This is a genomic window from Microcoleus sp. D2_18a_B4 (genome assembly GCF_036702475.1).
In the GTDB taxonomy this organism is placed as follows: Bacteria; Cyanobacteriota; Cyanobacteriia; order Cyanobacteriales; family Microcoleaceae; genus Microcoleus.
The window spans coordinates 10,431-33,187 of record NZ_JAUBTL010000011.1 but is presented as its reverse complement, the minus strand read 5'-3'; the positions used below and the strand labels follow the sequence as shown (position 1 = coordinate 33,187).

Genomic DNA, 22,757 nt, shown 5'->3' with positions numbered 1-22,757 from the left:
GTTAGTTAAATCTTAACCAGCCCAAATGGAAAAAGCATTCGTTCTATCCACAGAGTTGATTAAGTATGAGGTGCAAAATAGATTGCGGGAAAGTGCAAAGTATGTGAAGATGGAGAGTAGATGGTTCACTTCCATCTGTTTTGAGATTGAGAAGATAACTCGGCGGTTGAAACCGCGTCTACACAAACAAAGTCGGCCTGCGCCGACTAAAGAATAAAGATCGTTTCCGATTGCATCGGAATTATTAGTATCCGAAAAGGAGACGGCAGTGCCGTTTCCCTACGCAGACAAAACCTGAAGTTTTCAGGAGCCATTTATGAGGAATTTCTTCTTCTTTACGAAGCTGTGAAAAGTGATTAAAATCCCTGAGCTGAGATAATACTACCTTGAATATCAGCCACTCTTACATCTTCCACAAAGCCTACTATCTCGCCGGAATTCCTCACTTTAATTAGAGTGCCTTGACTCTGTATCGGTTGAGTATCTAATGTACCGGGCGGGGTCAATAGGTTAAAAATTTCTGGTGCATCAAAATCCAATAAAACTGTGATGTTTGTCACGTATTGCAAGTCTACATCGCTAGCATTCAAACCGCCTGCCAATCCAATTTGATCGACGCCCACTCTGAAACCTAGAATGAAATCCGCATTATTGACATCTGTAACTCCGGGTTCTGCTTGGATGACGTACAAGTTGCTGCCCCCGATTTTGATTGAATAATTATCATCCAAACCTGCTAAAAAATCCTGACCCAAACCTCCCACCAGAGTGTCATTTCCGCTACCGCTGATTAACAAATCATTGCCTCTACCGCCCAAGAGAATATCGTTTCCCGCACCACCCATCACAAAATCTGCATCTTGACCGCCGCTGAGAGAGTCATTTCCCTGATCTCCAGACAGGAAGTCTTTACTTTTTCCTCCGAATAAAGAATCGTTGCCCAACTCCCCGCTAATAAGATCTTCCCCTTCATTGCCAAATATCAAATCATTAGCTGTTGAGCCGGTGACTACATCGTCACCTCCGAGCATCCAAGCTCCCAAAGGAAAATTAGTTGCATCTGCGATCGACAAAGTAACAAATTCGGATGTATTGTCGCCAATTAATTGTCGAAGTTGTGACGGATCGGGTTGTAAAGCCATAAAAAAATCCTCTTAACACTTGACTTAAATCTTAAGCAACCCAGATGGAAAAATCATTCGTTCTACCCACAGAGTTGATGAAGTATGAGGTGCAAAATAGATTGCGGGAAAGTGCAAAGTAGGTGAATATGTAGAGTAGACGGAACAAGGACGATCGATTGCCTGTGGCAAATCGATCGTCCTTGTGTGGCTTACATCTCACGTCTAAAGACGCTGATATTTCCGCTTTCTGTTTACTTTGCTTTGTTGTAAGGGCGCTGCATTGGGAAGTCATTCAACCTGTGAGGGGGCTGCATTGGGAAGTCATTCAACCTGTGAGGGGGCTGCATTGGGAAGTCATTCAACCTGTGAGGGGGCTGCATTGGGAAGCCATTCCACCTGTAAGGAGGCTGCATTGGGAAGTCATTCCACCTGTAAGGAGGCTGCATTGGGAAGTCATTCAGCTTGTCAGGAGGCTCCTTTTGACACATATCATTATCAATGGAGCCAATAATGTTCCCACTGAGATTATCGTTGCGTGTTATGCTTTGAGTTCGGCGGTCAATTCTGGCGGTAAAAGTACCAGATTCAATGATGGTATTACCGCGTTTTATTTCATATGAGAAGTCATTATTGCCAGGTTTTACAGCTAAATGACTACTCTTGTGTTCGCTATCAAAATACACTTTAAACCCTTCGGAAATGCGAGATTTATCATATTCGCGATCGGTATAAGGATAAGGGTTTTTGTCAATACCAGAGGTGACATTTCGGATAATAACGCGCAAACCTGGAGCGGGTAGCGTAGTGTGTGAAATGAAGGCTGCTTTCCCGAAGACTTGCTGTTCGTGGGTACGACTGCGACTCGCCGAATTAGGGACGTACAACTGACCAATACACTTGCCTGAGTTTACTGAGTAAGTTGTGGTAACTAATAAAGTAGTAATCGCACCGACATTGAATTCTTCAGATTCTTGAAATTGCAATCCGGTTTGAAGGGCCGGCAATTGGGATTGTGCATTGGTAATATTAGACAGTATTGGCACGCTTAACAGTGAAATTCCAATGACTTTAGAAACTAATTTTGCTTTGCTTATTAGGATTGATTTTTGTGGTCTCATTAGTTTTGCCTCACAAAGATATGCAATGAACAGCAACTTTTAGCAAGCAGATAACTAATTTGATAAGTTCTGGGTGTTGCTGATTTATAATTCGAGTTCTTCTCGCTCTAAATCTTAGGCAAACCAGATGGAAAATTCATTCGTTCTACCCGCAGATATCATGAAGAGATGGGTGCAATGGTGATTGCGGGAAAGTGCAACGGATCGGGACTTATGCACGTAATATGTAGGATGCGGAGTGCCAGCCCTGTCAAGGTGTGAGGTGTGAGGTGTGAGGTGTGAGGTGTGAGGTGTGAGGTGAGGTGTAGTGTTTGAGACTCTTTTTCACCACCTTGACAGGGCTAGGCGCTCCGATTACTCTGCCTCCCCAATCAGAGTAAATGCCGCCCAATTTCGCGGCTGGGGATGAGTTTTCATCGTAGTTAACATTGCTTGCCGCAATGCCTGCGCTTTGTCGGGATTATTTTGCAAATTTTGATAAAACGACTGCATCAATTCCGATGTCGGCGCATCGGGCACTGCCCATAAAGAAACAATCACACTCGGCACTCCTGCCGAAATCAAAGCGCGCGACAAGCCAATTACTCCATCCCCGGTAATTCTGCCTTCTCCAGTGTTGCAGGCACTCAAAACTACTAAGCTTGCTTGCAGTTTCATGTCGAAAATCTCTTCTGCGGTCAATAAGCCGTCATCGCTACCAGAGGGAGTCAGGGCGATCGCACTTCCCAATCCGCGCACATCATCCAGCAATCCATGCGTTGCGAGGTGAATAATTGATGCCTGGGGCATTTTTTGGACGATCGCAGCTTTTGTCCCTTGTGGGCCTGTGATGGCTTGAGTATTGAGCAGAGGGGCGATCGCTCTAGCTTCAGCTTCAGCCCCTGGTAGAGGAGACAATTGCTGTTTGGGCTCTCCCAGAGAGAGAGACACACTCGGCATGGTGGGATTGCCCAATACTAGAGCCCTGCCGCTGTTAGCTGGCTTCTGTGCTAACTTCTGTCGTTGCTGTCGGGTTAAATCCAATACTTGAATCGAGGGGGCGGTGAGAATCGTGTGTTTTTCGATTAAGTAAGTGCCGCTGGCATCTTGCAGGGCGGGGAAGGGCACCTGGAAAAGCGATCGTTGAGGAATGAAAATGACGCGGGCATTGGGATCTTTTGGTAGCAGGCTGGCAATTGGGTCAATCAGCAGTTGATGCAGTGTCGGTAAGTTGGGTTGGGGTTGGGTGGAGCCAAAACTGCTGCGACTGCGGACGGCGAGGAATTCTTGATTGCCAACGATTAAGTTGTCTAGAGAGGCGTTGTGTTTTTGCCAGAGGGGTTTAAGGTCTACCTCGCGGAAGGTAATTTCACCCGTGGGTTGAATCACCCAGATGTAGAGCGCGGATTCTCGCGTTTCTTGTTTGCCCTGAATCTGGAAGCCCTCGTAGATGATGGAATACTGCACCAAAGTGGCGTTCTGTGCTTTGGCGATTTGACGGATTTGATCCTGGTTGGGAGAAGTGTTTATAACCGGATTGGTAGAACCTGATGATAAGCGTAGTGTGAGTAGATCGACAAAGGCACGAGCACGTCCCCGTTCGGCAATTTCTAACGCGCCATTCGGGTTATTCTGAGCCACCCGAACTTGTTGTAAAGTCCGATAGGTATTAGCTTGTCTTTCAAAGATGGATACTTTATTCGCGTCGTTGGAGCCGAGCATTTGACGCATCGATTCCCAAACTTGAATCCCATTCACGAGCATTTTTTCAGCTTCTGTGGGGTTGCCAGCCTTTAAGAACGCTGCTCCGAGGTTGTTGAGCGCCTGACCCTCCTGTTGGCGATCCTTAATTTCGCGGAAGATGGCTAAACTCTGCTGTGCATAATCAATAGCTTTGGCGTAGTTGCCCAGATAGTTGTAAGCGATTCCCAAATTCCCCAGTGCAGTCCCTTCCCCTTTTCGGTCTTTAATTTCGCTGGCGATGGCTAAATATTGGTGTAAATACTCAATGGTTTGAGCATAGTTGCCCCCAGACAGGTAAGCATTTCCCAAACTAATCAGTGCTGCACCTTCACTTTGGCGATTTTTAATTTCGCGGAAGATGGCTAAACTCTGTTGTGCATACTCAATGGCTTTAGCATAGTTGCCTAGCACGCGGTAAGCGATTCCCAAATTCCCCAGTGCAGCACCTTCATTTTGGCGGTTTTTAATTTCGCGGGCGATGGCTAAACTTTGCTGTGCATACTCAATGGCTTTGGCATTGTCGCCCAGAAACTCGTAAGCGATTCCCAAATTCGACAGTGCTGCAGCTTCCTCGTCGCGGTCCTTAAGTTCGCGGGCGATAGCTAAACTCTGCTGTGAATACTCAATCGCTTTAGCATAGTTGCCTAGCAAGCGGTAAGCCATTCCCAAATTCCCGAGTACCGTACCTTCGCGGGCGATCACTAAACTCTGCTGTAAATACTCAATCGCTTTGGCATTGTCGCCCAGATTTAGGTAAGTGGCTCCCAAATTCCTCAGTGCTCTACCTTCCCCGTCGCGGTCTTTAATTTCGCGGGCGATGGCTAAACTCTGTGAATACTCAATGACTTTGGCATTCTCGCCCACAGAGCGGTAAGTAGCTCCCAAAGTGCCCAGTGTCTTACCTTCCACGTCGCGGTCTTTAATTCTGTAGGCGATGAATGCACTTTGCTGTATATACTGAATCGATTTGGCATAGTCGCCTAGAGAGCCGTAAACGGCTCCCAAATTGCCCAGTGCATTCCATTCCCCTTGGCGGTCTCTAATTTCGCGGGCGATGGCTAAATATTGCTGTGAATACTCAATGGCTTTCGCATAGTCGCCCAGATTTCGGTAAGCGACTCCCAAATTGCCCAGTGCCTTACCTTCCCCTTGGCGGTCTTTAAGTTCGCGGGCGATGGCTAAATATTGCTGTGTATACTCAATAGATTTGGCCGAGTTGCCCAGAGATCCGTAAGCGGCTCCCAAATTTCCCAGTGCTATACCTTCCTTAAGGCGGTTTTTGATGGCGCGATAAATTTGCAGTGCCTGTTGCCAGGAATTCAGCGCTGCTCTTAATTGGCTAGTCTGAATTTGTTGAATCCCCTGCTGAAACAGCCGATCGCCCTCTACTTCACGAGCATCAGTAGTTTGAGCACTAACCGGAAGTGGTGAGTGCACGGGAATATAAAAAGCAACAGACAAAACGCAAAAAGCTAGGGGAAACAGGAAGCCCGATCGCACTTTACGATCGCTGGATTTAAGCAGTTTTAGCGAGAAAGATTTCATAGGATTTAGTCTTTGGATTGCGAAGGTTAGCGCTGTCCTTGGCGCTGTTGTTCGATCGCCCTAATTTGCCGCAATCGATCGCTCCAATCTTTCAAAGGTTCGGCTTCCGAACTAGCGAGAGCATCTAGCAATTCCAGCACAGCCGCTTGATTTTGAGAAGTCTCAGAGGCTTTGCGCGCTTCGGCGAGCGCGTCATACCACAGCCCAGACTCCGCATACAGGTCGATCCGCTGTTGGGGAGTTTGCGCCGCTGCAAGTTGAGTCTGCAACGACGGCGCAGGCCCAACGACTTGGATTTCTGCCGCCGCCACCACATTGCTCGAAGGATCATCCGGATCGCACACCAACACCACTTGCCACTGATAGGATTGCCCGATCGACAGTTGGGGCAGATTTGAGGGCAAAGCAACCGACATTATTCCTGGCTGACTCTGCATCTCGGTTCTGTAGAGCAGTTGTCCCGTGCGAGTAAACAGCCTCAATTGCAGCGGACGAGGAGGGCTATCGGGTACAAACCAGGTAAAGGTCGGATGCCCAGAAATCGTCTCTCCCACATGGCTAAACGGCACTAAGGCAGTCAATCTCGCCGATGAATTACCTTCACAACCGCCGCTGCGAGTGGTATTTGTCCCCGTTTCTTTCGGTTTAGAAGGGTTTTGAGGAGGAGTGTATTTTGCCAGCGCTACAGGAGCGATCCAGAACGAAACACTCAGCATTAAACTCGCAATGCCCGCAGAGTAAACGGTTCGACGCTTCCACTCGTGAGTCATCATCGCAATCCCCTAACTATTTCTACAGTAATCAACAATACACAAACACAATAGAGGACTGCCCGCAAGCCTCGTTTGCGGGAAGGTGCAAAGATATTGGGAATCGGGCATGGGGCATGGGGCATGGGGCATGGGGCATTGGGAATAGTCCTGGACTATTGGTGACAACTTAAGCCTGAAACCCTATGTATCTCTCGCTGGTAGCTGAGCCTCGATCCCCCTCTAAATCCCCCTTAATAAGGGGAGTAGGGGTTGACTTTGACCAAGTTCTTGTCCCACCCTTAGTAGGGGCGGTGCCCCCGTGCCCGCCCTTGGCTAGGGGGGATCGAACCCTAACCATCTTGACGGTTGATATAACAAGCGTGAGCCACACCGATCACCAGAACCACCGCCGTTTTGCTGACCAGGTTAACTCGCACACTGTCCCCTTCGGTTGATTCGGATAGCGCCGAAATGCTCCGCCTAACTGTTTGGCTAAGTTCTTTGCAAGCTGGGTTCCTAATCCTGAAGGTTGAAGTTTAGGGTTTGGATCTTCGGTTATTTCCCTGTCTCGATCCATTTCAGCCAAGCTAAGCGTTTCTGACTGAGACGGTTTCCCCCTACCATTATCCGCCACCCGAATCACCTGCCGATCGCCTTCTTGAGTGCAAATTACGGTCAAGCGAGTGGCTTCGATCGCGTGTTTCCCCACATTGCAGAGCGCTTCTTCCAGAAAGCGGCAGAGTGCTCGCTTGTGTTCCAACCGCAGATGCGAGGTGTTCAAGGGATCGAACTGCACAATTTTGAATTTGATCGTTTTGAGGTGAGGCAGTTCTTGTTCGAGCGTGTTGGAATAGACTTTGTAGAGCAATTCATGCAATGGAGCCTGCAGGGCCAATTCGATCGCACTTCCCATGCGGAGATGCGGTTCATCTGCGATCGCTTCTCGTTGCACTGAGCCGTAAACTGCCCGTAATTCTTGACTCAGGCGTTGCAACTCCGGTAGAAATGGCGGCGGTGTTGCTTCTTCCTGAGCGCTTCTCAAAATCCCCACCAATGTTTGTAACGGCCCACTATGAATTGCATTAAAAGTCTGCTCGATCGCAAACTGACGTTCCTCCAACCGCAGTCGTAGTTCCTGTTCGTGGCGATAACATAACGCTGCCATCAAGCCAGCCCCATTCAACACCAACACCAACAACACAGGTACGATCGGCACCCACCACCCCATAATAATTAGCCCGTAACATATCCCGATCGAGCTGACACTGGCGACTAAGAGCCCGAACAAAATTTTCCAGGGCGATCGCAAAAACCGTCCCAGACTTATCCCCAAAAGTCCCCATGCCACAATCCAGAGATATTCCCATACGTGTGCCCAAACCCGAAGCAACGATCGCCCATCGAGCACCGCACTAACGATCTGACTGGTGGCGTGTGCCTGCATTTCCACTCCGTAAATCTGTCCAGGATTGAGGCCTGCGATCGCACCTGAACTTGCCTGATCCTTCGCGCTAAAAGACATCATCCCAATCACCACAATTTTGCCTCGAATCCAATCCGGGTTGACCTGTCCCGATTTGATTTGCGAGAGAGAAAGCACGCGAAACGGCATTGTCCCGCTGCGAACATTCAGCAAAATTTGGTTGCCGCCAGCATCCGCCCCCACATATCCGCCAGAGTTTGACTGCACTCTGGTCAATTCTATGCTGCCAAAGCGCTTGGCGTCTGGGTCGCGAATTCCATTACCAAACTCAATTCCTCGGGCTGCTAAATAGCGTTCTGCCAGCCGGATCGCGAACGAAAAACGGTATTCCTGCTGGGAATTGTGAGCGCCCAATAAACTGCGGCGCTGGTAGCCATCAGCATCGAGAACGGCATCTGCAAAGCCAACCTGTTCCGATGGCAGCGCGGGCGGAGGTGCGACGGTAAAGCCACTGCGATCGGGCAGGGCAATCTCCACTCCGATCGTATTCTTGCTGCTGCGAAACACCGATGTTAGTTCAGCATTACCCGGCTCAACCGGAATATCGCGGACAATATCCAGCCCGATCGCAGTCGGTTGATAGGCCTGCAAGCGTTTAAGCAAATCGGCAAGATCGCGATCGGGAATCGGATAAGTTCTAGCGCGTTGAATATCCTCCTCAGTGATGCCGACAATTACAATCCTTTCATCGATTGGCTCAGGGGGACGCAGCCGCAGAAATCGATCGAACGTCACCAACTCCAAAAACTGAAGCGCACCCGTCAATCGAGCGATCGTCACAGCGACAATCACCATCATCCCTGGAAGCGCTCCTCGTCCCCAAGTCGTGACGCCCGCTTTCACTGCTTGCCATCGATCGGGCTTCATAATAATGTCCGGTTGAATAGTTATCATACTTTTGTACGACTGTTTGGTCGATGCCCGATGCCCGATGCCCGATGCCCGATGCCCGATGCCCCTACAGGATTTATAAGTAATTAACCAGACTTGATATCACTAATCAATCAATCCTTCTTCCCTAGCTCGCACTTCCGTTTGAATCCGCAGATTCTTATCATCATCAGGATACACCTCTAGCACATCTCGAATCTTAGTCCAGTAATACTGCACAGTGCGTTCAGAAACATTCATCCGTTTGGCGATCGCAGTATCCTGTAAGCTCTCGTGAAAAGCAAATTGCAACACTTGCATCCAGGCGGGTTTGAGTTGCAGCCCATTGCGGATCTCTCTGGGTGTATAAATCCGCTCGTGCAGCGCCCAATCAACCATTGCCAGCAAGTCTTTCATCGGCTGGCTCTTATCGACAACTGTGAAGCCGCCCATGTGATTGTCGATCGACGGTTTCAGCCAAACTAAAGTCCGAACATGGGCACTCTGCACCACAATATTCAGAGTCGGATACTGCTCCATCAACGTTTTGAGGAGTTGAAGCCCTGAATTCGCTTGCGCTATTTCGCCGGTCGTCTCTGGCATCACCAGATCCACAATCACCAAATCCGGGGTAGTCTGCGCTATTTGCTCAAGGGCTGCCTGAGCCGTCGGAGCCGTCAGAATGTCTGCCTCTGGATATTCTTGCTTCAGAATGTTAAGCGTGCCACCTAACACCATCGCATGGTCATCCACAAGTAAAAATGTTCGTTTCTCCGGTTGAGCTAGAGTTTTGGGCATAGTGCATAAAATAAAAATAGTAAGGGATGCCGGAAAATCAGCGTCTTTAGTTTAGGTAATCCGTCATCTTCTTACAATAGAGGAATTACCGGGTTTCCGTCCTGCATCTGTCCGCCAACTGTGGTTGTGGAGGTCGGCAACGAGAATTGCGCTAAAGCGCAGTTCTGATGATTGTCTTGCAAAATCCGCACTTCATCGGAATTATTCATCTCTCTCTTCTCGAACTCTGCGTTCTCTGCGTCCTCTGTGGTTAAATCATTCCCATGCCACCGGAAACGATATTACGCACAGATAACTCAATCTGAGATTTGATTATATTTCTATTATAATCCTGGTATCCTAGTAAGAATAAGGAGAATTTCATGCCAGCCGAAGGTTCGTATCAAGCCAGTACGTTCAATCTGGAATTGGAGGGAGAAATTCAGCGGTTAAAAGCTCAAGTTCTCCTCAGTTGGGAAAAGGAAGCGCGCACTTTAAAGTGGTTCGGTTTAGCCGACGGGATGAAAGTTTTGGAAGCGGGTAGCGGGCCGGGATTTTTTACCGAAAAACTGTTAGAATTGCTGCCAAACAGTTCGATAACAGCGGTAGAAATTGACCCGGTACTGCACGAAAAAGCAGTAGCATATTTGCAGGACAAAGGGGGGGATCGAGTAGAGCGCATCCAAGCATCGGTTGCGGATACGGGTTTGCCGGCTAACACTTTCGATTTTGCGATCGCCCGTTTGCTGTTCGTTCACCTCCCAGATCCCGTCGCAGCAGCTAGAGAAATATTCCGCATCTTGAAACCCGGCGGCAAACTGGTGATTATCGATAGCGATGCGGATCTGTTTTGGCTGACAAATCCACCTTGGTCAGTCGAGATTGTCAGGGAGAAATTCAAGCAGGTGATAGCATCGCGGGGCGGCAATTTATGCGTCGGGCGCAATCTGTGCCGCATTCTCAAAGAAGCTGGGTTTGTTAGCGTTGATTTAGAAGCGGTTGTCAGCCACAGCGATATCATGGGAATTGAGGCGTTTCAACCTTTGCTTGACTCCGGCCCCATTTTGCAGATGGTCAAACAGGGGTTGATTTCAGAGTCGGAAATAGAAAGCTATCTGGTTTCGCGGGATGAGTTTGTAGCTGCGGGCGATCGATTAATGATGAGTTTTTGGTTGATGGCTTGCGGGGAAAAAAATCCATAAATTTAAGACCAATTTTTCACAAAACATTGATGTTCTGCCGCAGCAAAAACTCTAGCACTCTCGCTAAATTCCCAGCTAACAAAGCAAACTTATCTACCAGTAAAACACTAAAAACTTCACACCATAAATTCTGCCCTCGCTATTAGGTTAAAGCTGCACCTATAGCTCTAGAATCGTATCATATCAAATCGGCTAGTATCGTCGGGGGTAAAATCCAGTCAACCGTCAACAATCACGGACGGTGCAACCGGACTCTATCTAATTCATCTGCGTTAATCTGTGTTTATATGCCCTCATCTGCGGTGAAAAAAATAGAAATTTCTAACCGCCGATGACAATGGATTGACGCAGATTCACGCAGATGAAGAAAAGAGAGATAAGAATAATTCCGATCCTAACAGATTTAATATCAAAGTTATAAATTTTCATATTAGCGCTCGCTTTTTTAAAGCTTTCATGTTCTTCGCCCAGTGTCATAAACTCGATCCACCCATCAAGATAAGTTATCCGCAAACCCGGAGAGTCGGCCATCAAAGATTCCATCGCCTCAAATTGCTCCCAACTATAGTAACCAGGGAGAATCAATCGCTGTTCTGCAAGCGTACCTATTTCTTCTAAAATTTTTGCCGTCATAGGTATCACCATCCTATTTGAATATTACTAGCCCCTACCTAGTCAAAACCAGGCAGGGGCATTCACTCACATTCTAGCTTAATGAACTAGCTCGATCGCCCTTTTAGTCAACGCCTCAGCAGTCAACCCATTAAACGCCATCAACTGACCAGCACTAGCAGTAGTTTCCCCCCGCTTCCAAGCGAAAGTATCCCGCTTGCAATTGCTCCGTAGCATCACAGGTTCCAACATCCCAGAAGCACCGCCTGTCACGCCAATCAAGGCATCTCCGCCAAACAATTCGGCAAATTTCTCATCGCTCAAAAAGCCGCCGTCAGCTTCCGAACAAGTATCCCAAGCAACATCGCTAGCACGATACAAACGCCGGGGATTCACAACAGAAACAATCCGCACTCCAATCCCTTCTGTTTCCAAAAATGCCGCCGCTTCAAATACTGGCATTAAAGTCATGTCGCCGACAACTGCAAACACAACTTTCTTGCTCCCCCCTTGATTGTGGGGAGCTTGGGGAGAATCGACTTCGTGCAGCACTATTGCACCGTCTTGCAAACCTTGGCGAGTCTGTTCCAAAGTAGTGCGAATTGGCAGTGGCGACTTGCTTGCAGTAATCACAACTCCCTTATTTTTAGCACTCAAAGCCCACTCATAACAAGCTTGAATGCTGTTAGCATCCGGTGGAAACAAAGGAAACACATTTCCGTTCCGCATCATCGCCGCAAAATAAGCCTCAATTTCCGGCCGCTGGTGCGTCCAACCGTTGCGGCCTTGTTCCAATGCACCCGCTGTAAATAAGGTGACAGTTGCCGGAGTTGGACGGCGCAATTCTGCCATTGCTTGGGTTACAGTTTGCCAAATTGGTAAACCGTTGATGGCAAAAGATTCGTAGGAACACCACAAACTCCGCGCTCCAAATAGCGATAAACCTACGGCTAAACCCGCGCAAGCATCTTCGCTCAAAGGTTCGTAAACTTGACCGTTGGGCGATTGATTGTACAGGTCATCTGTCGTCGGGTGAATAATCTTAAGAGCTTGGTTGATATTGGCAATTGCCGATGCTTCGTTGCCGTCAGCATTAGTCACAACAAAAGTACGATCGCACTCGCCGACTTTCCCTACCAAAACCCCCATTGCTGTTGTCGAAATCTTCGGTTCTCCCCCAACTGCAAATTCTTCTAAAGGCAATTCGCCTAAATCTGCCAGCGGCAATGTAAACTCAGTAACAACTGTTTTCGCCGCCGGTCCGCCGCCCGCACGCTCGCAATTTGTCCGCACCAACTCCCAAGCAGCAGCAGTTAAAGCGCGCTCTTTTAAAGCACTGATAATGTGCGGAGCATCCAGCGTATCTTTCGGATAAAGGTTGTGAGATTTTGCTCCGCGCGCGTGGACGCCGGCACCTTTTAACTGTTTGATAATAAACGCAGTTAATTTGCCGCCGAGAGCAGATTTTGCCGCTTTGTCAACTCCTTGTAAAACAGCTTTGGTAAATGCCAGGCGCTGTTCGAGCGAAAAAGCAGTGCTGTCAACATAATCTTCCGGTTGATTTTTATCGTCAAATTCCTTAGCATCAACTAAGATAACTTCTTCAAAACCGTTGCCTTGCCAATAAGCAATCATTTCAGCATTAGTTTTAGTCGAAACCATGCTGTGATGTTCCTGAGAATATCCGTTCCAAACCAACACAGGCAAAAAGTTAGTAGCTTTGGGATAAGCAGTGTGGAAATGCGCCATGCTGCTCATCGGATAAGGTTCGCCCATGCCGCCGTCGCCCATTGTGAAAGCAAACAGTTTGTCGGGGTGCAAAAGTGCTCCAGCCATTGCGAAATGCTGCCCTTGTCCGAGGGGGCCGGCCGGTGCTAAAAGGCCGGGAATGAAACCGGAAAGATGTCCTAATAAACCGTCTTTTTCTCGGAATTTATCGCGCACTTGCTGCACGTTGAAAATTCCCATATCCTCTAAAGATCGATCGAGAAACATGGCGCTGTAAAAGCCGGGGGCGTGATGGCCGACTTCGGTGACAATGTTCTTGTGTCCGAGCATCACCAAAGCGGCATAAGCCTCAGCTTGGCTAGCAAAACCCCCCGGATGTCCCGATGCCTTGCTGGCGGTGACTTGCAGTGTCAGGTACCGCAGGGCGTCTGCTCCCAGCATCGTTTGAAAGACGGCGACGGGATCGGCAGGATCGGCGATCGACTTGCTCCCCTCGGCGATCGCAGGTGTTTTCCCATAAGTATCAAAACCAGGGACTGTTTCAGAAAAATATTGAATGCCTTCGCAAAAAGCGGGCGTTGTTGACTTTGCCTGCGGGGTAGTTGCTGTCATGCTTGATACCTGAAAAATTTGAATTGGATTAATGTAAGAGTAATTTTATAGCTTCCGTGTTCCAAAAAATCATGAGTTCTATTATGTCAGTGATAAATAAGTAAAATATCTCACTTTTTTAGCTAATAAGTAGTGGTCTGAGAACCCAGACTTATAAAAAAAAGCCGGGGTTCTGTGTTTACCCATTACTAATCCCTCTAAAATCTTAAATCGCCCATCTAAAATTGTTCCAGCCGTTCCCGGACATCGATATACAGCACAGTACCGCTTTCAGAAAGAGAAGGCACAGCCTTTTGATTCCGCAGCCAAACAAAAAAACTGCTAAGTGCAGGAGTCGGATCTTGATCGTGGCGCAGCGTGTAGATCAAACCTTCGCAAGGCCCATTAACGCGGCTAGTCGTGCAAATCGCTTTCTGGTTATTTACAATACCCACAGTCACATAATTTAGCTGTTTATTTCTGTTATAATTCTCAAGGCGCTGAGTCACTTGTTGGCAGCGAGTTAGAGGATCGTAGCCAGAACTCGAAAAGAAATTAGAATTCCAGCGAATCCAAGGTTCCCTGAACCCTTGTGGATTTTGATACACAGTCACCGGCTCGCCCGTGGAGGTATCGCACACAAATCCTCCATAACCCAGATGCGGTTGGTTTTGACCAGAGGCGCTGCTGATAGAAAGATTGCTGAGAATATCCAAGCCGTTACGCTTATTTTGTGATAGCAACTCCCTAAAAGCATCGATCGGGATTGCCGCGTTCAATCCCGTTTTTATCTCTTCAATCTGACCGTTCCACTGACTCCTAATTGTGCCAACAGTATCCCCCTGGCCGTGAATTCCTATTACCCTGCCATCAGCATCAAATACAGGCCCGCCGCTCATCCCGCGCCTGGTTACAGCTTGGTAGCGCAGACGATACCCTGATGAGGCGCTGCCCAAGCGAGAAGAGATGATACCAGTCGTAAACTCAAGTTTTCGTTCAACTCCCGAAATTGGCAGCGGATAGCCCGAAACGTAAATAGCAGAACCAACAACAGCACGTTCTGACTCGCCCAGTGGTGCTACTGGATACTGTTCTCGGCTCTGAAACTGTATCAAAGCCAAGTCTATATCCGTGTCATTTTTAGGTAGGCGCTGTATTCTAATCGCAGCATAATCCTTTTCCAAATGAGTGCGAATGCTGTATTTTTGAGCGAGGCTTGCCACCACATGATTAGCTGTCAGAACAGTGTAAATATTACCCTGTTTGGCAATAATTACTCCCGATCCACTAGCAAAAAAACCCAGCGTGTTGTTGACTTCCACAGTTGTCAATGTCGCTAGCTGGGCAATTTCTTCGGCTGTTTTGGCACAGGCAGCATATTGTTGGCTGACAACCGCCGTCACTGTTAATGCACCTGTCAAGATGATTGTCAGCGCGTCACACCGCAAACTCCACACATTCATCGATAACTCCCTAGATGAAACGAGGCGAACTGCAAATATATATAGCCTTTCTCAGTAACATGAGGTGCTCTCGCGGGCATAGGGCATAGGGCATAGGGCATAGAGCATAGGCCTCCGTGGGCATACCTCACCAAGATTGAGAACTGCTGTACTAATCGGAATTCCCCAACTAAATTTAACCATTTTTTCCAATACTTCCGCTGTTGGTTCACTTCCCTCTTCAAAAGCATAGACGCCAAAATTTGGACTCGATACTTGCCCCTACAGTTAATCCCAACCAAGAAACCTTTGGCATTAAAAATCGGGTCGCGACTCCTACCGATTTTAACCTCATTTGTATAGCCCAAGCTATAACCTTGAGGCAAAGATTTGGGTAGCAGCACCTAAACGAAGCCCGCGTCAATCGATTTTAGATTTTAGATTTGAGATTTTAGAGGCGACCCCACGGATAAATGCGGGGCCTTGAGGATTTTCGATTTTCGATTTTGGATTGACTCCACGGATAAATCACGTGGCGGGTACCATCAAGAAATTTGTGGTCAGCGAAACTCCCAACCTCAGCACCCGCAGGAAAGCCGACTACCAGCATTGCCTCGGACACCGCTCCGGGTTCAAGGCTGAATGGTGCTATTTTATACTCGATCGCGCTGCGAAACAGAACGATCGCCCGATCGGTATTGGCCAGCCACCTCAGAACTCCTAGCAGTGGGTGGAGGAGGCCGTCGTCGGTGACAAGTCCGATCGCCACAACGTGCAAGTTAGTCAGCACCGTATAGGTTTGGCCCGGCTGGCGGACGATCGTCCCAGAACCAGGAGATATTCTCGTCGGGATTTGTAGCGCTGTTTGACGCGCCAAATTTTCCACCTCAATCCTTGGAATTGGCGATCGGATGGAAAATTTGCCAATCTTTAAGGCTGTCCCGACGGCGGGGAAAAAGAAGGCTGTTGCGCCTCCTCATCCGTGTTTTCCCCTAGCTTTTCCCTGACATCAATGTAAGGAATTTTACTGGTTTCATCAAAAGACGGCATCCCAACATATCCTTGGCGCCAAGCCAACAAATTATACAAAGAGCCGATCGGGTCTTGGCCGGGTCTGAGGGTATAAATCAAATTTTGACACAGCCCATTGACTTGATTCGCCGTGCAGATGACGTTCTGGCCGTTCATCTGGCCCGCCGTAATGTACTTAAGCATTCGTTGGCGGCGATAGGTTTCGAGGCGTTGACTCACTAATTGACACCGAGTTGCCGGATCGTAGCCAGAACCGGAGAAATAATCGGAAGTCCACTCAATCCAAGGCTCTACGGCACCTTTAGGGTTTTTGTACACCGTCACCGGTGCGCCGGTCGAGGTACTGCACCAAAATCCACTTTCCCCCCGTGAGCCCCCACCGTAACTCGGTTGAGAAGCAACCGTCAGGCCGCTGAGGGCGCAAGCTGTTGCCACCAAAACTTTTGTCAATAATTGCTGTTTCATGATTTTTTCACTGTGTTTTTATGAGATTCGGCACAAAAATCACCGAATGCTGCGATAACACCCTTGACACGCCTGTTCGTTACAACTCCGCTGACTTGGGAATTATGTGATTCGCGACTTGACCAGAAACCAGTTTTTTTTACGAAAACACTTCGTTGCAGCCCTTATGCCTGGTTGAAAAACCCGGTTTTTTTGCTCTTGATGCGTAAGTTTTGATATTGTTCGCGACTTGCACGTTCCCTCTAACCGCGATTTCGGCGCTGTTAAAAAAGCGCTCCGAAGCCGAGCTTAAAATGCGCGCGCCAGTCGGAATTCTGTCCTCATTACTACTAATCAAACTCAGGCTTTTACCAACCGGAAAGAGGTTTTTCACCTCAGACCTTGGAAGGGATCGAGTTGCAACGGTACATCACACCACTGACAAGGTATTTGATATCACTTACGAGCTGGGTCGCGAGCTTGCTCTGCTGAGACAGGGATAGTGCAGGGTTACACCCCTCTTACCTGATCTAACACTAAAATCCCGGTATTAACAAGAACTCTTAACTTGTTTTCATCTCCGTACTGCGGGAAATACTTCTAAGTGAGTGTAATCAGGGTCTAAGTGCTTTCTACCACCAAAATTTACCCTCCATACACTGACGTTTAGTAGAGTATTAAAAACTATGAACCGTATCTGCAAACAGTTAGGATATTTAGGCGTTTGGTTAATTTTGATGGGCGGTAGCAGTTGTTCTAGCTCCGATGCAGCTACCTCAACCGAAAACCAAAGGCAACTCTCAGCAAGCGCCCCTCAGTTCCAACACCTACAGCTAACGGGAAATCAAATTGAGGCTCGATCGAGTCAATTAACGCAGCCTTCTAACTCGGTTGCCTCAGTTTTAGGCAGTGCTGCCCTCTCAGAAAATACTGCCACCGTTACGGTTTATAAGGTAGATAATTTGTGTCAAACTTTGAAGCCGGAAACAGTTACAGGTCCAGAGAACCAGTTAATGTCATCGGCGGTTAATGAAGTGTTAAAGCAGCAGATTTTCGATAGTCTTGGTTTGGCTGGTTATCGCCTCAAGATCGATCGCGACCTCGGAATAGCTACCGTGGATCTGCGAGCATCGGGAAATTCGCGGCAGAAATTGCAAAATCTGTCGAGTTGTCAGATGTTAGCTTTGTTCGGCGGCCTGCGCCAAACTTTAACCAATTATGCTCCTTGGCAAGTCAAAAATGTGCGTTTTACAGAGCTTGGAGAGGACATTTTGAACACGGTTAAAGAATAAGCTATTAAAATTATTGGAGATGAGACTTACGCAATTATCCCCTTAAAAACAAGGGTTGGGAGGGATTAAATAAACCTTCAAACCCTTTGAGGTTTTTTGATGCTGCTAAGTCCTGTGACCAAAACCCCGGTAATTCCTATGACACTACCTGACGGCCCCAAAAGCCCCCGCTTCGTGCAGCTAATTCAATGGATTGGCGATCCCCTGACATTCATGGATAAATGTGCCAAACAATACGGCGACATTTTCACAGTTCAAGTGAACAACGGGAAACCATTGGTGATGATCCACCACCCCCAAGCTGTCCAAGAGATGCTCAATAGCAGCGCGTTTCACGCTCCAGGCCGCCTGAACAGCCTCCTCAAACCCCTGCTGGGAGAACAATCCATGTTTCTCCTCTCAGGAGAAAGGCACAAACGCCAGCGCCAATTATTGATGCCACCCTTTCACGGGGAACGGATGCGGAATTACGGTCAACTAATTTGCGATATAGCTCAAGATGTTGCCAGCAAGTGGTCGGTCGATCGACCTTTTGTGGCCCGCAGCGCGATGCAGGAAGTCACCATGCGGGTAATATTGCAAGCTGTCTTCGGCATGGATGACGGGCCGCGGTTACAAGCACTCAGACCACTACTTGCCTCAGTCGTCGATATGACCAACTCTCCCCTGCGATCGAGCATACTGTTTTTCGGCTGGATGCAGCAAGATTGGGGCTCTTGGAGTCCTTGGGGACGCATGAAACAGCGGCAGCGGAAAGTTGACGCACTCATCGACGCGGAAATTGAAGAACGCAGACAGCAACCAGACGCCAGCCGCACCGACATTCTCAGCTTAATGATGGCCGCGCGCGACGAAAACGGGCAACCAATGACGAAGGAAGAATTGCGCGACGAGTTGATGACGCTGCTGCTGGCAGGCCACGAAACCACAGCAACGGCCCTAGCTTGGGCGTTTTACTGGATTCACAGTTTGCCCTCGGTGCGCCAGAAGTTGCTGCAAGAATTGGACAGTTTGGGGGAAAATCCCGACCCGATGGAGATTTTCCGCTTACCTTACCTGAGTGCTGTTTGTCAGGAGACGCTGCGAATTTACCCCGTGGCAATGCTGACGTTTTCGCGAGAAGTTCTCACGCCCGTGGAACTGATGGGATATCAACTCGAACCGGGCACGGTTGTCATCGCCTCGATTTATTTGACCCACAGACGGGAGGATTTGTATCCAGAACCGCTGCAATTTAAACCGGAACGGTTTTTGGAGAGGCAATTCTCGCCTTACGAGTATTTGCCCTTTGGAGGCGGCAGCCGGCGCTGTATCGGCTTGGCGCTGGCGCAGTTGGAGATGAAACTGGTGCTGGCAACCATTTTGCGGGATTTCGACCTAGTATTGGCCGAGAAAAAGCCCGTACAGGCCAAACGCCGAGGGGTGACTATAGGGCCTGCCGGCGGCGTGCGGATGGCCCTGCTGGGGCGGCGGATGTCGCAGCAGAAGCGTGAACCTGTTGTTAGTGGGGTTTAAAGTCGCAGCAGTTGCAGCGGGCGATCGAACTTTCAGCTTTGAGTGCAAACAATTTAGCGAGAATGTGCGATCGTCCGCCAATGCCACCATTTTTTGTAGCCCCCGCTACAGATAAATAGCTAGAATCCTTGACCTGTAAGCCTCCCCCCTCTCAATTTTCAAATTCTCAGTCTAAAATAGTATGAACCTCGCAAACACAGCCTGAAAGCAAAAGTGGGTGATTGCAATAGTCCTCTTGATATCTCAAAAGCCTCCCTGCCATACTGTAAAAACATATGCATACCCTGTTATTCAGCAAGGTCGGAAGCGCGTTGGCATTGCCTGCAATCTTCCGGCCTCTTTATTTTTTGGGCTACTTCCGGCATTGGGTACAAGATGCAGAAGGGAAGGCAAAAATATAAATTCTCCCCCTGTTCCCCTCTGCCCCTCTCCGCAATCTAGAGCTTCTGCCTCTAATTCCCATAGAATCCGACAGCAAGTTTAAGGAATCACTAAGGAATAATTAATAACTTGTTAAATCAGCTCCTTTTGCCCTTCTCTCAATCTTCTGTTTTCAGAAATTCCGATACCGAGACAGACTTCGGGAGACTATCCAGATCCTGAATTTCGCTTTCGTGGGCAAAAAACTCGACTTCTTTGTCGTCAATCTGGATCTGATAGCTAGCGGTAGCTGTCACAACCCGTCGCTTTTTTTTATCTTCTATTAAAACCCAACACACGACAGGTCTTACCCATCTCTCAACGTGCTGGTTTTGCTTCGTACTCCCAAAGGCATACCAGCCTTTAGCTTCAATAATTTGAAGCACTTTAAACTCGTTATTTGCCATATATCTCTATCGCGTTAACTTCAGTATTCTTCTTAGATAGAACGGCTAGCTTGCTAAGCAGGGCAAAGGTTTGACCATCCCAAGCCTCACTTGATAACCTGATTTTTTGTCAGGGAAAGCGGGTTGACAAGGCCTTGTCTGCGTTGTTGCCTGCTAAATTTAGTGGGATCTTTTTGTACTCTCCCACAATTACCGTCAAGTATCTATACCGCATCCTCAAAAATTATTCTCGCATTAGCCTCAACAGCAGCCAACTAGACCTTAGCTAGCTGCATCTAAGTGGAGGCCAACTGCTTCTAACGCCTGGTTGGTGAGAGCGATCGGCATACAATCCTGTTAAGAGTTTTTGCTGCAATCAACTATCATCTTTACCCGATGGGGTAAAACTTAACTAGAGGTTGCCGCTTTCAATTCTAAGCCTCGGCGCGCCTAATTCCTAATTAATTGTATGGTGTAGTTGATAATTGCCCAACCGTCGATCGCACTAAACTACCGTGTCTGACTCTTCAATTACCGTCACAGTTAAACTGTTCGCCGCCTTCGGTGAAGCCTACGGCGTTTCGGAACTTACATTAGAACTTCCTCCCGAAACCCCAGTGTCTCAAGTGCTCGAAAGCTCGATCGCCCAACATCCTCAATTAGAACAATGGCGCGATCGCACCCGCTTCGGCCTCAACCTGGAATTCGTCTCCCCCGACACCATCCTCCAAGACGGCGACGAAGTTGTACTCATCCCCCCCGTCAGCGGCGGGTAGGCTAAGTTGGTTAATCTGAAATGTTGCACCATTCTCAATAAGCTTTTTATGAACAGGCAAGATGCCTGTTCCACAAGAAAATTCATCTCTTGTGGAACAGGCATCTTGCCTGTTCTTGAGAAGGGTGCAATATCTCAGTTAATCAAAAATTCGAGGTTTTGTAGTTGTGTTCGATCGCACGACTGCCCAATTCTTAGCCCAAAAAAGATTTATTAAGTTTTGTAACAATTTCTTCGGCAAATCATCCTTGAGCTCGATCGGGCTGGCGTGCGGGCCTGACAATCTGGATTAAGAGCCCGATCGTGAAAACAACTCAAATCCTTGTGGTGTGGGCGTCCCGCCCCCCCAAATATCAAAGTTAAATACACCACTTTTTAATTGAAAAATCAATCCCGACTAAAAAAATCGGGTATGGTTGACGCACTAATTTGAGCGTGGTATTCTGCGAAAAGAATTAACAAACATCGCAAAACTAGAGAGTTGAGCTATGACCCAGGCGACCAGAACCCAATCCACAGCAGCAACCTTCACAGCCCTCAAATGTAAAGAATGCGGCGAAGAGTACGAACTCCAAGCCAAGCACGTCTGCGATTGCTGTTTTGGCCCGCTTGAAGTCAAGTACGACTACGACGCCATCCGCCGCAGCGTCACTCGCCAAACCATCGCAGCCGGCCCCAACTCGATCTGGCGCTACCGCGCATTTTTACCAGTCGCTACAGATAACGTCATCGATGTCGGCACTGGGATGACTCCTCTATTAAAATCCCACCGCTTGGCGCGCCGCCTCGGTCTAAAAAATCTTTATATTAAAAACGATGCCGTCAATATGCCCACTCTCAGCTTTAAAGACAGAGTGGTGTCAGTCGCCCTCAGCAGAGCCAGAGAATTGGGTTTCACAACGGTATCCTGTGCCAGCACCGGCAATTTAGCTAACTCCACCGCTGCGATCGCCGCCCACGCCGGACTCGACTGCGTAGTCTTCATCCCCTCCGACTTAGAAGCAGGCAAAGTCCTAGGCACTCTGATTTACAATCCAACTGTCATGGCAGTTCACGGCAACTACGATCAAGTTAACCGCCTCTGTTGCGAAGTCGCCAATACACATGGCTGGGGATTTGTCAATATCAACTTGCGTCCCTACTATTCCGAAGGCTCAAAAACCCTCGGCTACGAAGTTGCCGAACAGCTAGGCTGGCAATTGCCCGATCACATCGTCGCTCCCCTCGCCTCCGGCTCTTTGTTCACAAAAATTTACAAAGGTTTTCAAGAATTCATCGAAGTCGGTTTAGTTGATGAAAAGAAAGTCCGATTCAGCGGTGCCCAAGCTGACGGCTGTTCCCCCATCGCCCAAGCCTTCCGCGAAAACCGTGATTTCGTGAAACCGGTGAAACCGAATACAATTGCTAAGTCGATCGCGATCGGCAATCCAGCCGACGGTATGTACGCCTTGGAAATCGCTCGCAAAACCAACGGCAACATTGAATCCGTCAGCGACACCGAAATCATCGAAGGCATGAAACTGCTAGCAGAAACTGAAGGCATATTCACAGAAACCGCAGGCGGCACGACCATCGCAGTCTTGAAGAAACTCGTAGAAGCAGGTAAAATCAATCCCGATGAAACCACCGTCGCTTACATCACCGGCAACGGTTTGAAAACGCAAGAAGCAGTTCAAGGCTACATCGGCGAACCCATCACCCTCGAACCGAAACTAGAAGCGTTCGAGCGCGCCCTAGAACGCGCCCGCACCCTGGAACGCTTGGAATGGCAACAAGTTTCGGTTTAATAGTCATTAGTCATCAGTCATTAGTCATTAGTTATTAGTTATTAAGCTGTTGACTACTGACTGAGGACTACTGATTAATAGTCATCAGTCATTAGTCATTAGTTATTAGTTATTAAGCTGCTGACTACTGACTAAGGACT

General features: G+C 48.3%; 18 protein-coding genes. 5 read left to right on the top strand and 13 right to left on the bottom strand.

Going from position 1 to position 22,757, the window contains the following annotated elements:
* Window positions 1-356: 356 nt before the first annotated feature.
* From QUB04_RS09130 to QUB04_RS09100, 7 genes are all read right to left on the bottom strand, one after another.
* On the bottom strand, window positions 357-1,142 hold the full coding sequence (locus QUB04_RS09130; RefSeq protein ID WP_333283501.1) for a calcium-binding protein: 786 nt from the start codon (window positions 1,140-1,142) through the stop codon (window positions 357-359).
* A gap of 233 nt (window positions 1,143-1,375) precedes the next feature.
* Entirely contained in the window at window positions 1,376-2,167 is a 792-nt protein-coding gene (locus QUB04_RS09125) for a hypothetical protein (protein WP_333283499.1), read from the bottom strand.
* A gap of 429 nt (window positions 2,168-2,596) precedes the next feature.
* Window positions 2,597-5,509, bottom strand: a complete 2,913-nt coding sequence (locus QUB04_RS09120) for a CHAT domain-containing tetratricopeptide repeat protein (RefSeq protein ID WP_333283497.1) — start codon at window positions 5,507-5,509, stop codon at window positions 2,597-2,599.
* 26 nt (window positions 5,510-5,535) lie between these two features.
* Window positions 5,536-6,282: a DUF928 domain-containing protein gene (locus QUB04_RS09115; protein ID WP_333283496.1), complete on the bottom strand. Its 747-nt coding sequence runs from the start codon at window positions 6,280-6,282 to the stop codon at window positions 5,536-5,538.
* A 373-nt stretch (window positions 6,283-6,655) separates the two neighbouring features.
* Window positions 6,656-8,638 carry a CHASE2 domain-containing protein gene (locus tag QUB04_RS09110; protein WP_333283494.1) on the bottom strand — a complete coding sequence of 661 codons (1,983 nt, stop codon included), beginning with the start codon at window positions 8,636-8,638 and terminating at the stop codon, window positions 6,656-6,658.
* Window positions 8,639-8,740: 102 nt separating this feature from the next.
* Window positions 8,741-9,412: a response regulator transcription factor gene (locus QUB04_RS09105; RefSeq protein WP_333283492.1), complete on the bottom strand. Its 672-nt coding sequence runs from the start codon at window positions 9,410-9,412 to the stop codon at window positions 8,741-8,743.
* 71 nt (window positions 9,413-9,483) lie between these two features.
* Window positions 9,484-9,621, bottom strand: coding sequence for a hypothetical protein (locus QUB04_RS09100; RefSeq protein ID WP_333283489.1), 138 nt, complete (start codon window positions 9,619-9,621; stop codon window positions 9,484-9,486).
* Window positions 9,622-9,774: 153 nt separating this feature from the next.
* Between QUB04_RS09100 and QUB04_RS09095 the strand changes: the two genes are divergently transcribed.
* Window positions 9,775-10,593, top strand: coding sequence for a class I SAM-dependent methyltransferase (locus tag QUB04_RS09095; protein WP_333283487.1), 819 nt, complete (start codon window positions 9,775-9,777; stop codon window positions 10,591-10,593).
* Between the two features lie 321 nt (window positions 10,594-10,914).
* Here the strand turns inward: QUB04_RS09095 and QUB04_RS09090 are convergent, their stop codons facing one another.
* The 5 genes from QUB04_RS09090 to QUB04_RS09070 form a co-directional block, all read right to left on the bottom strand.
* Complete coding sequence (locus QUB04_RS09090; RefSeq protein ID WP_333283485.1) at window positions 10,915-11,226, bottom strand: hypothetical protein; 312 nt, start codon at window positions 11,224-11,226, stop codon at window positions 10,915-10,917.
* 78 nt (window positions 11,227-11,304) lie between these two features.
* On the bottom strand, window positions 11,305-13,545 hold the full coding sequence (locus QUB04_RS09085) for a phosphoketolase (protein WP_333283483.1): 2,241 nt from the start codon (window positions 13,543-13,545) through the stop codon (window positions 11,305-11,307).
* Between the two features lie 218 nt (window positions 13,546-13,763).
* Window positions 13,764-14,987: a COP23 domain-containing protein gene (locus QUB04_RS09080; protein ID WP_333283481.1), complete on the bottom strand. Its 1,224-nt coding sequence runs from the start codon at window positions 14,985-14,987 to the stop codon at window positions 13,764-13,766.
* A 430-nt stretch (window positions 14,988-15,417) separates the two neighbouring features.
* Window positions 15,418-15,843, bottom strand: a complete 426-nt coding sequence (locus QUB04_RS09075; RefSeq protein ID WP_333283479.1) for a hypothetical protein — start codon at window positions 15,841-15,843, stop codon at window positions 15,418-15,420.
* Between the two features lie 53 nt (window positions 15,844-15,896).
* Window positions 15,897-16,463, bottom strand: a complete 567-nt coding sequence (locus QUB04_RS09070) for a COP23 domain-containing protein (RefSeq protein WP_333283477.1) — start codon at window positions 16,461-16,463, stop codon at window positions 15,897-15,899.
* 665 nt (window positions 16,464-17,128) lie between these two features.
* Between QUB04_RS09070 and QUB04_RS09065 the strand changes: the two genes are divergently transcribed.
* On the top strand, window positions 17,129-17,734 hold the full coding sequence (locus QUB04_RS09065; protein ID WP_333283476.1) for a hypothetical protein: 606 nt from the start codon (window positions 17,129-17,131) through the stop codon (window positions 17,732-17,734).
* 138 nt (window positions 17,735-17,872) lie between these two features.
* Window positions 17,873-19,249, top strand: a complete 1,377-nt coding sequence (locus tag QUB04_RS09060; protein ID WP_333283624.1) for a cytochrome P450 — start codon at window positions 17,873-17,875, stop codon at window positions 19,247-19,249.
* A 539-nt stretch (window positions 19,250-19,788) separates the two neighbouring features.
* On the opposite strand, the gene QUB04_RS09055 is transcribed toward QUB04_RS09060, so the two are convergent.
* A complete protein-coding gene (locus QUB04_RS09055) occupies window positions 19,789-20,076 on the bottom strand; it encodes a hypothetical protein (RefSeq protein ID WP_333138507.1) in 288 nt (95 codons plus the stop codon).
* Between the two features lie 494 nt (window positions 20,077-20,570).
* Between QUB04_RS09055 and QUB04_RS09050 the strand changes: the two genes are divergently transcribed.
* Both QUB04_RS09050 and thrC read left to right on the top strand, forming a co-directional pair.
* Window positions 20,571-20,831 carry a MoaD/ThiS family protein gene (locus tag QUB04_RS09050; RefSeq protein ID WP_333283474.1) on the top strand — a complete coding sequence of 87 codons (261 nt, stop codon included), beginning with the start codon at window positions 20,571-20,573 and terminating at the stop codon, window positions 20,829-20,831.
* A gap of 487 nt (window positions 20,832-21,318) precedes the next feature.
* Window positions 21,319-22,617, top strand: a complete 1,299-nt coding sequence (gene thrC, locus QUB04_RS09045; RefSeq protein ID WP_333283472.1) for a threonine synthase — start codon at window positions 21,319-21,321, stop codon at window positions 22,615-22,617.
* The last annotated feature ends 140 nt before the right edge of the window (window positions 22,618-22,757 follow it).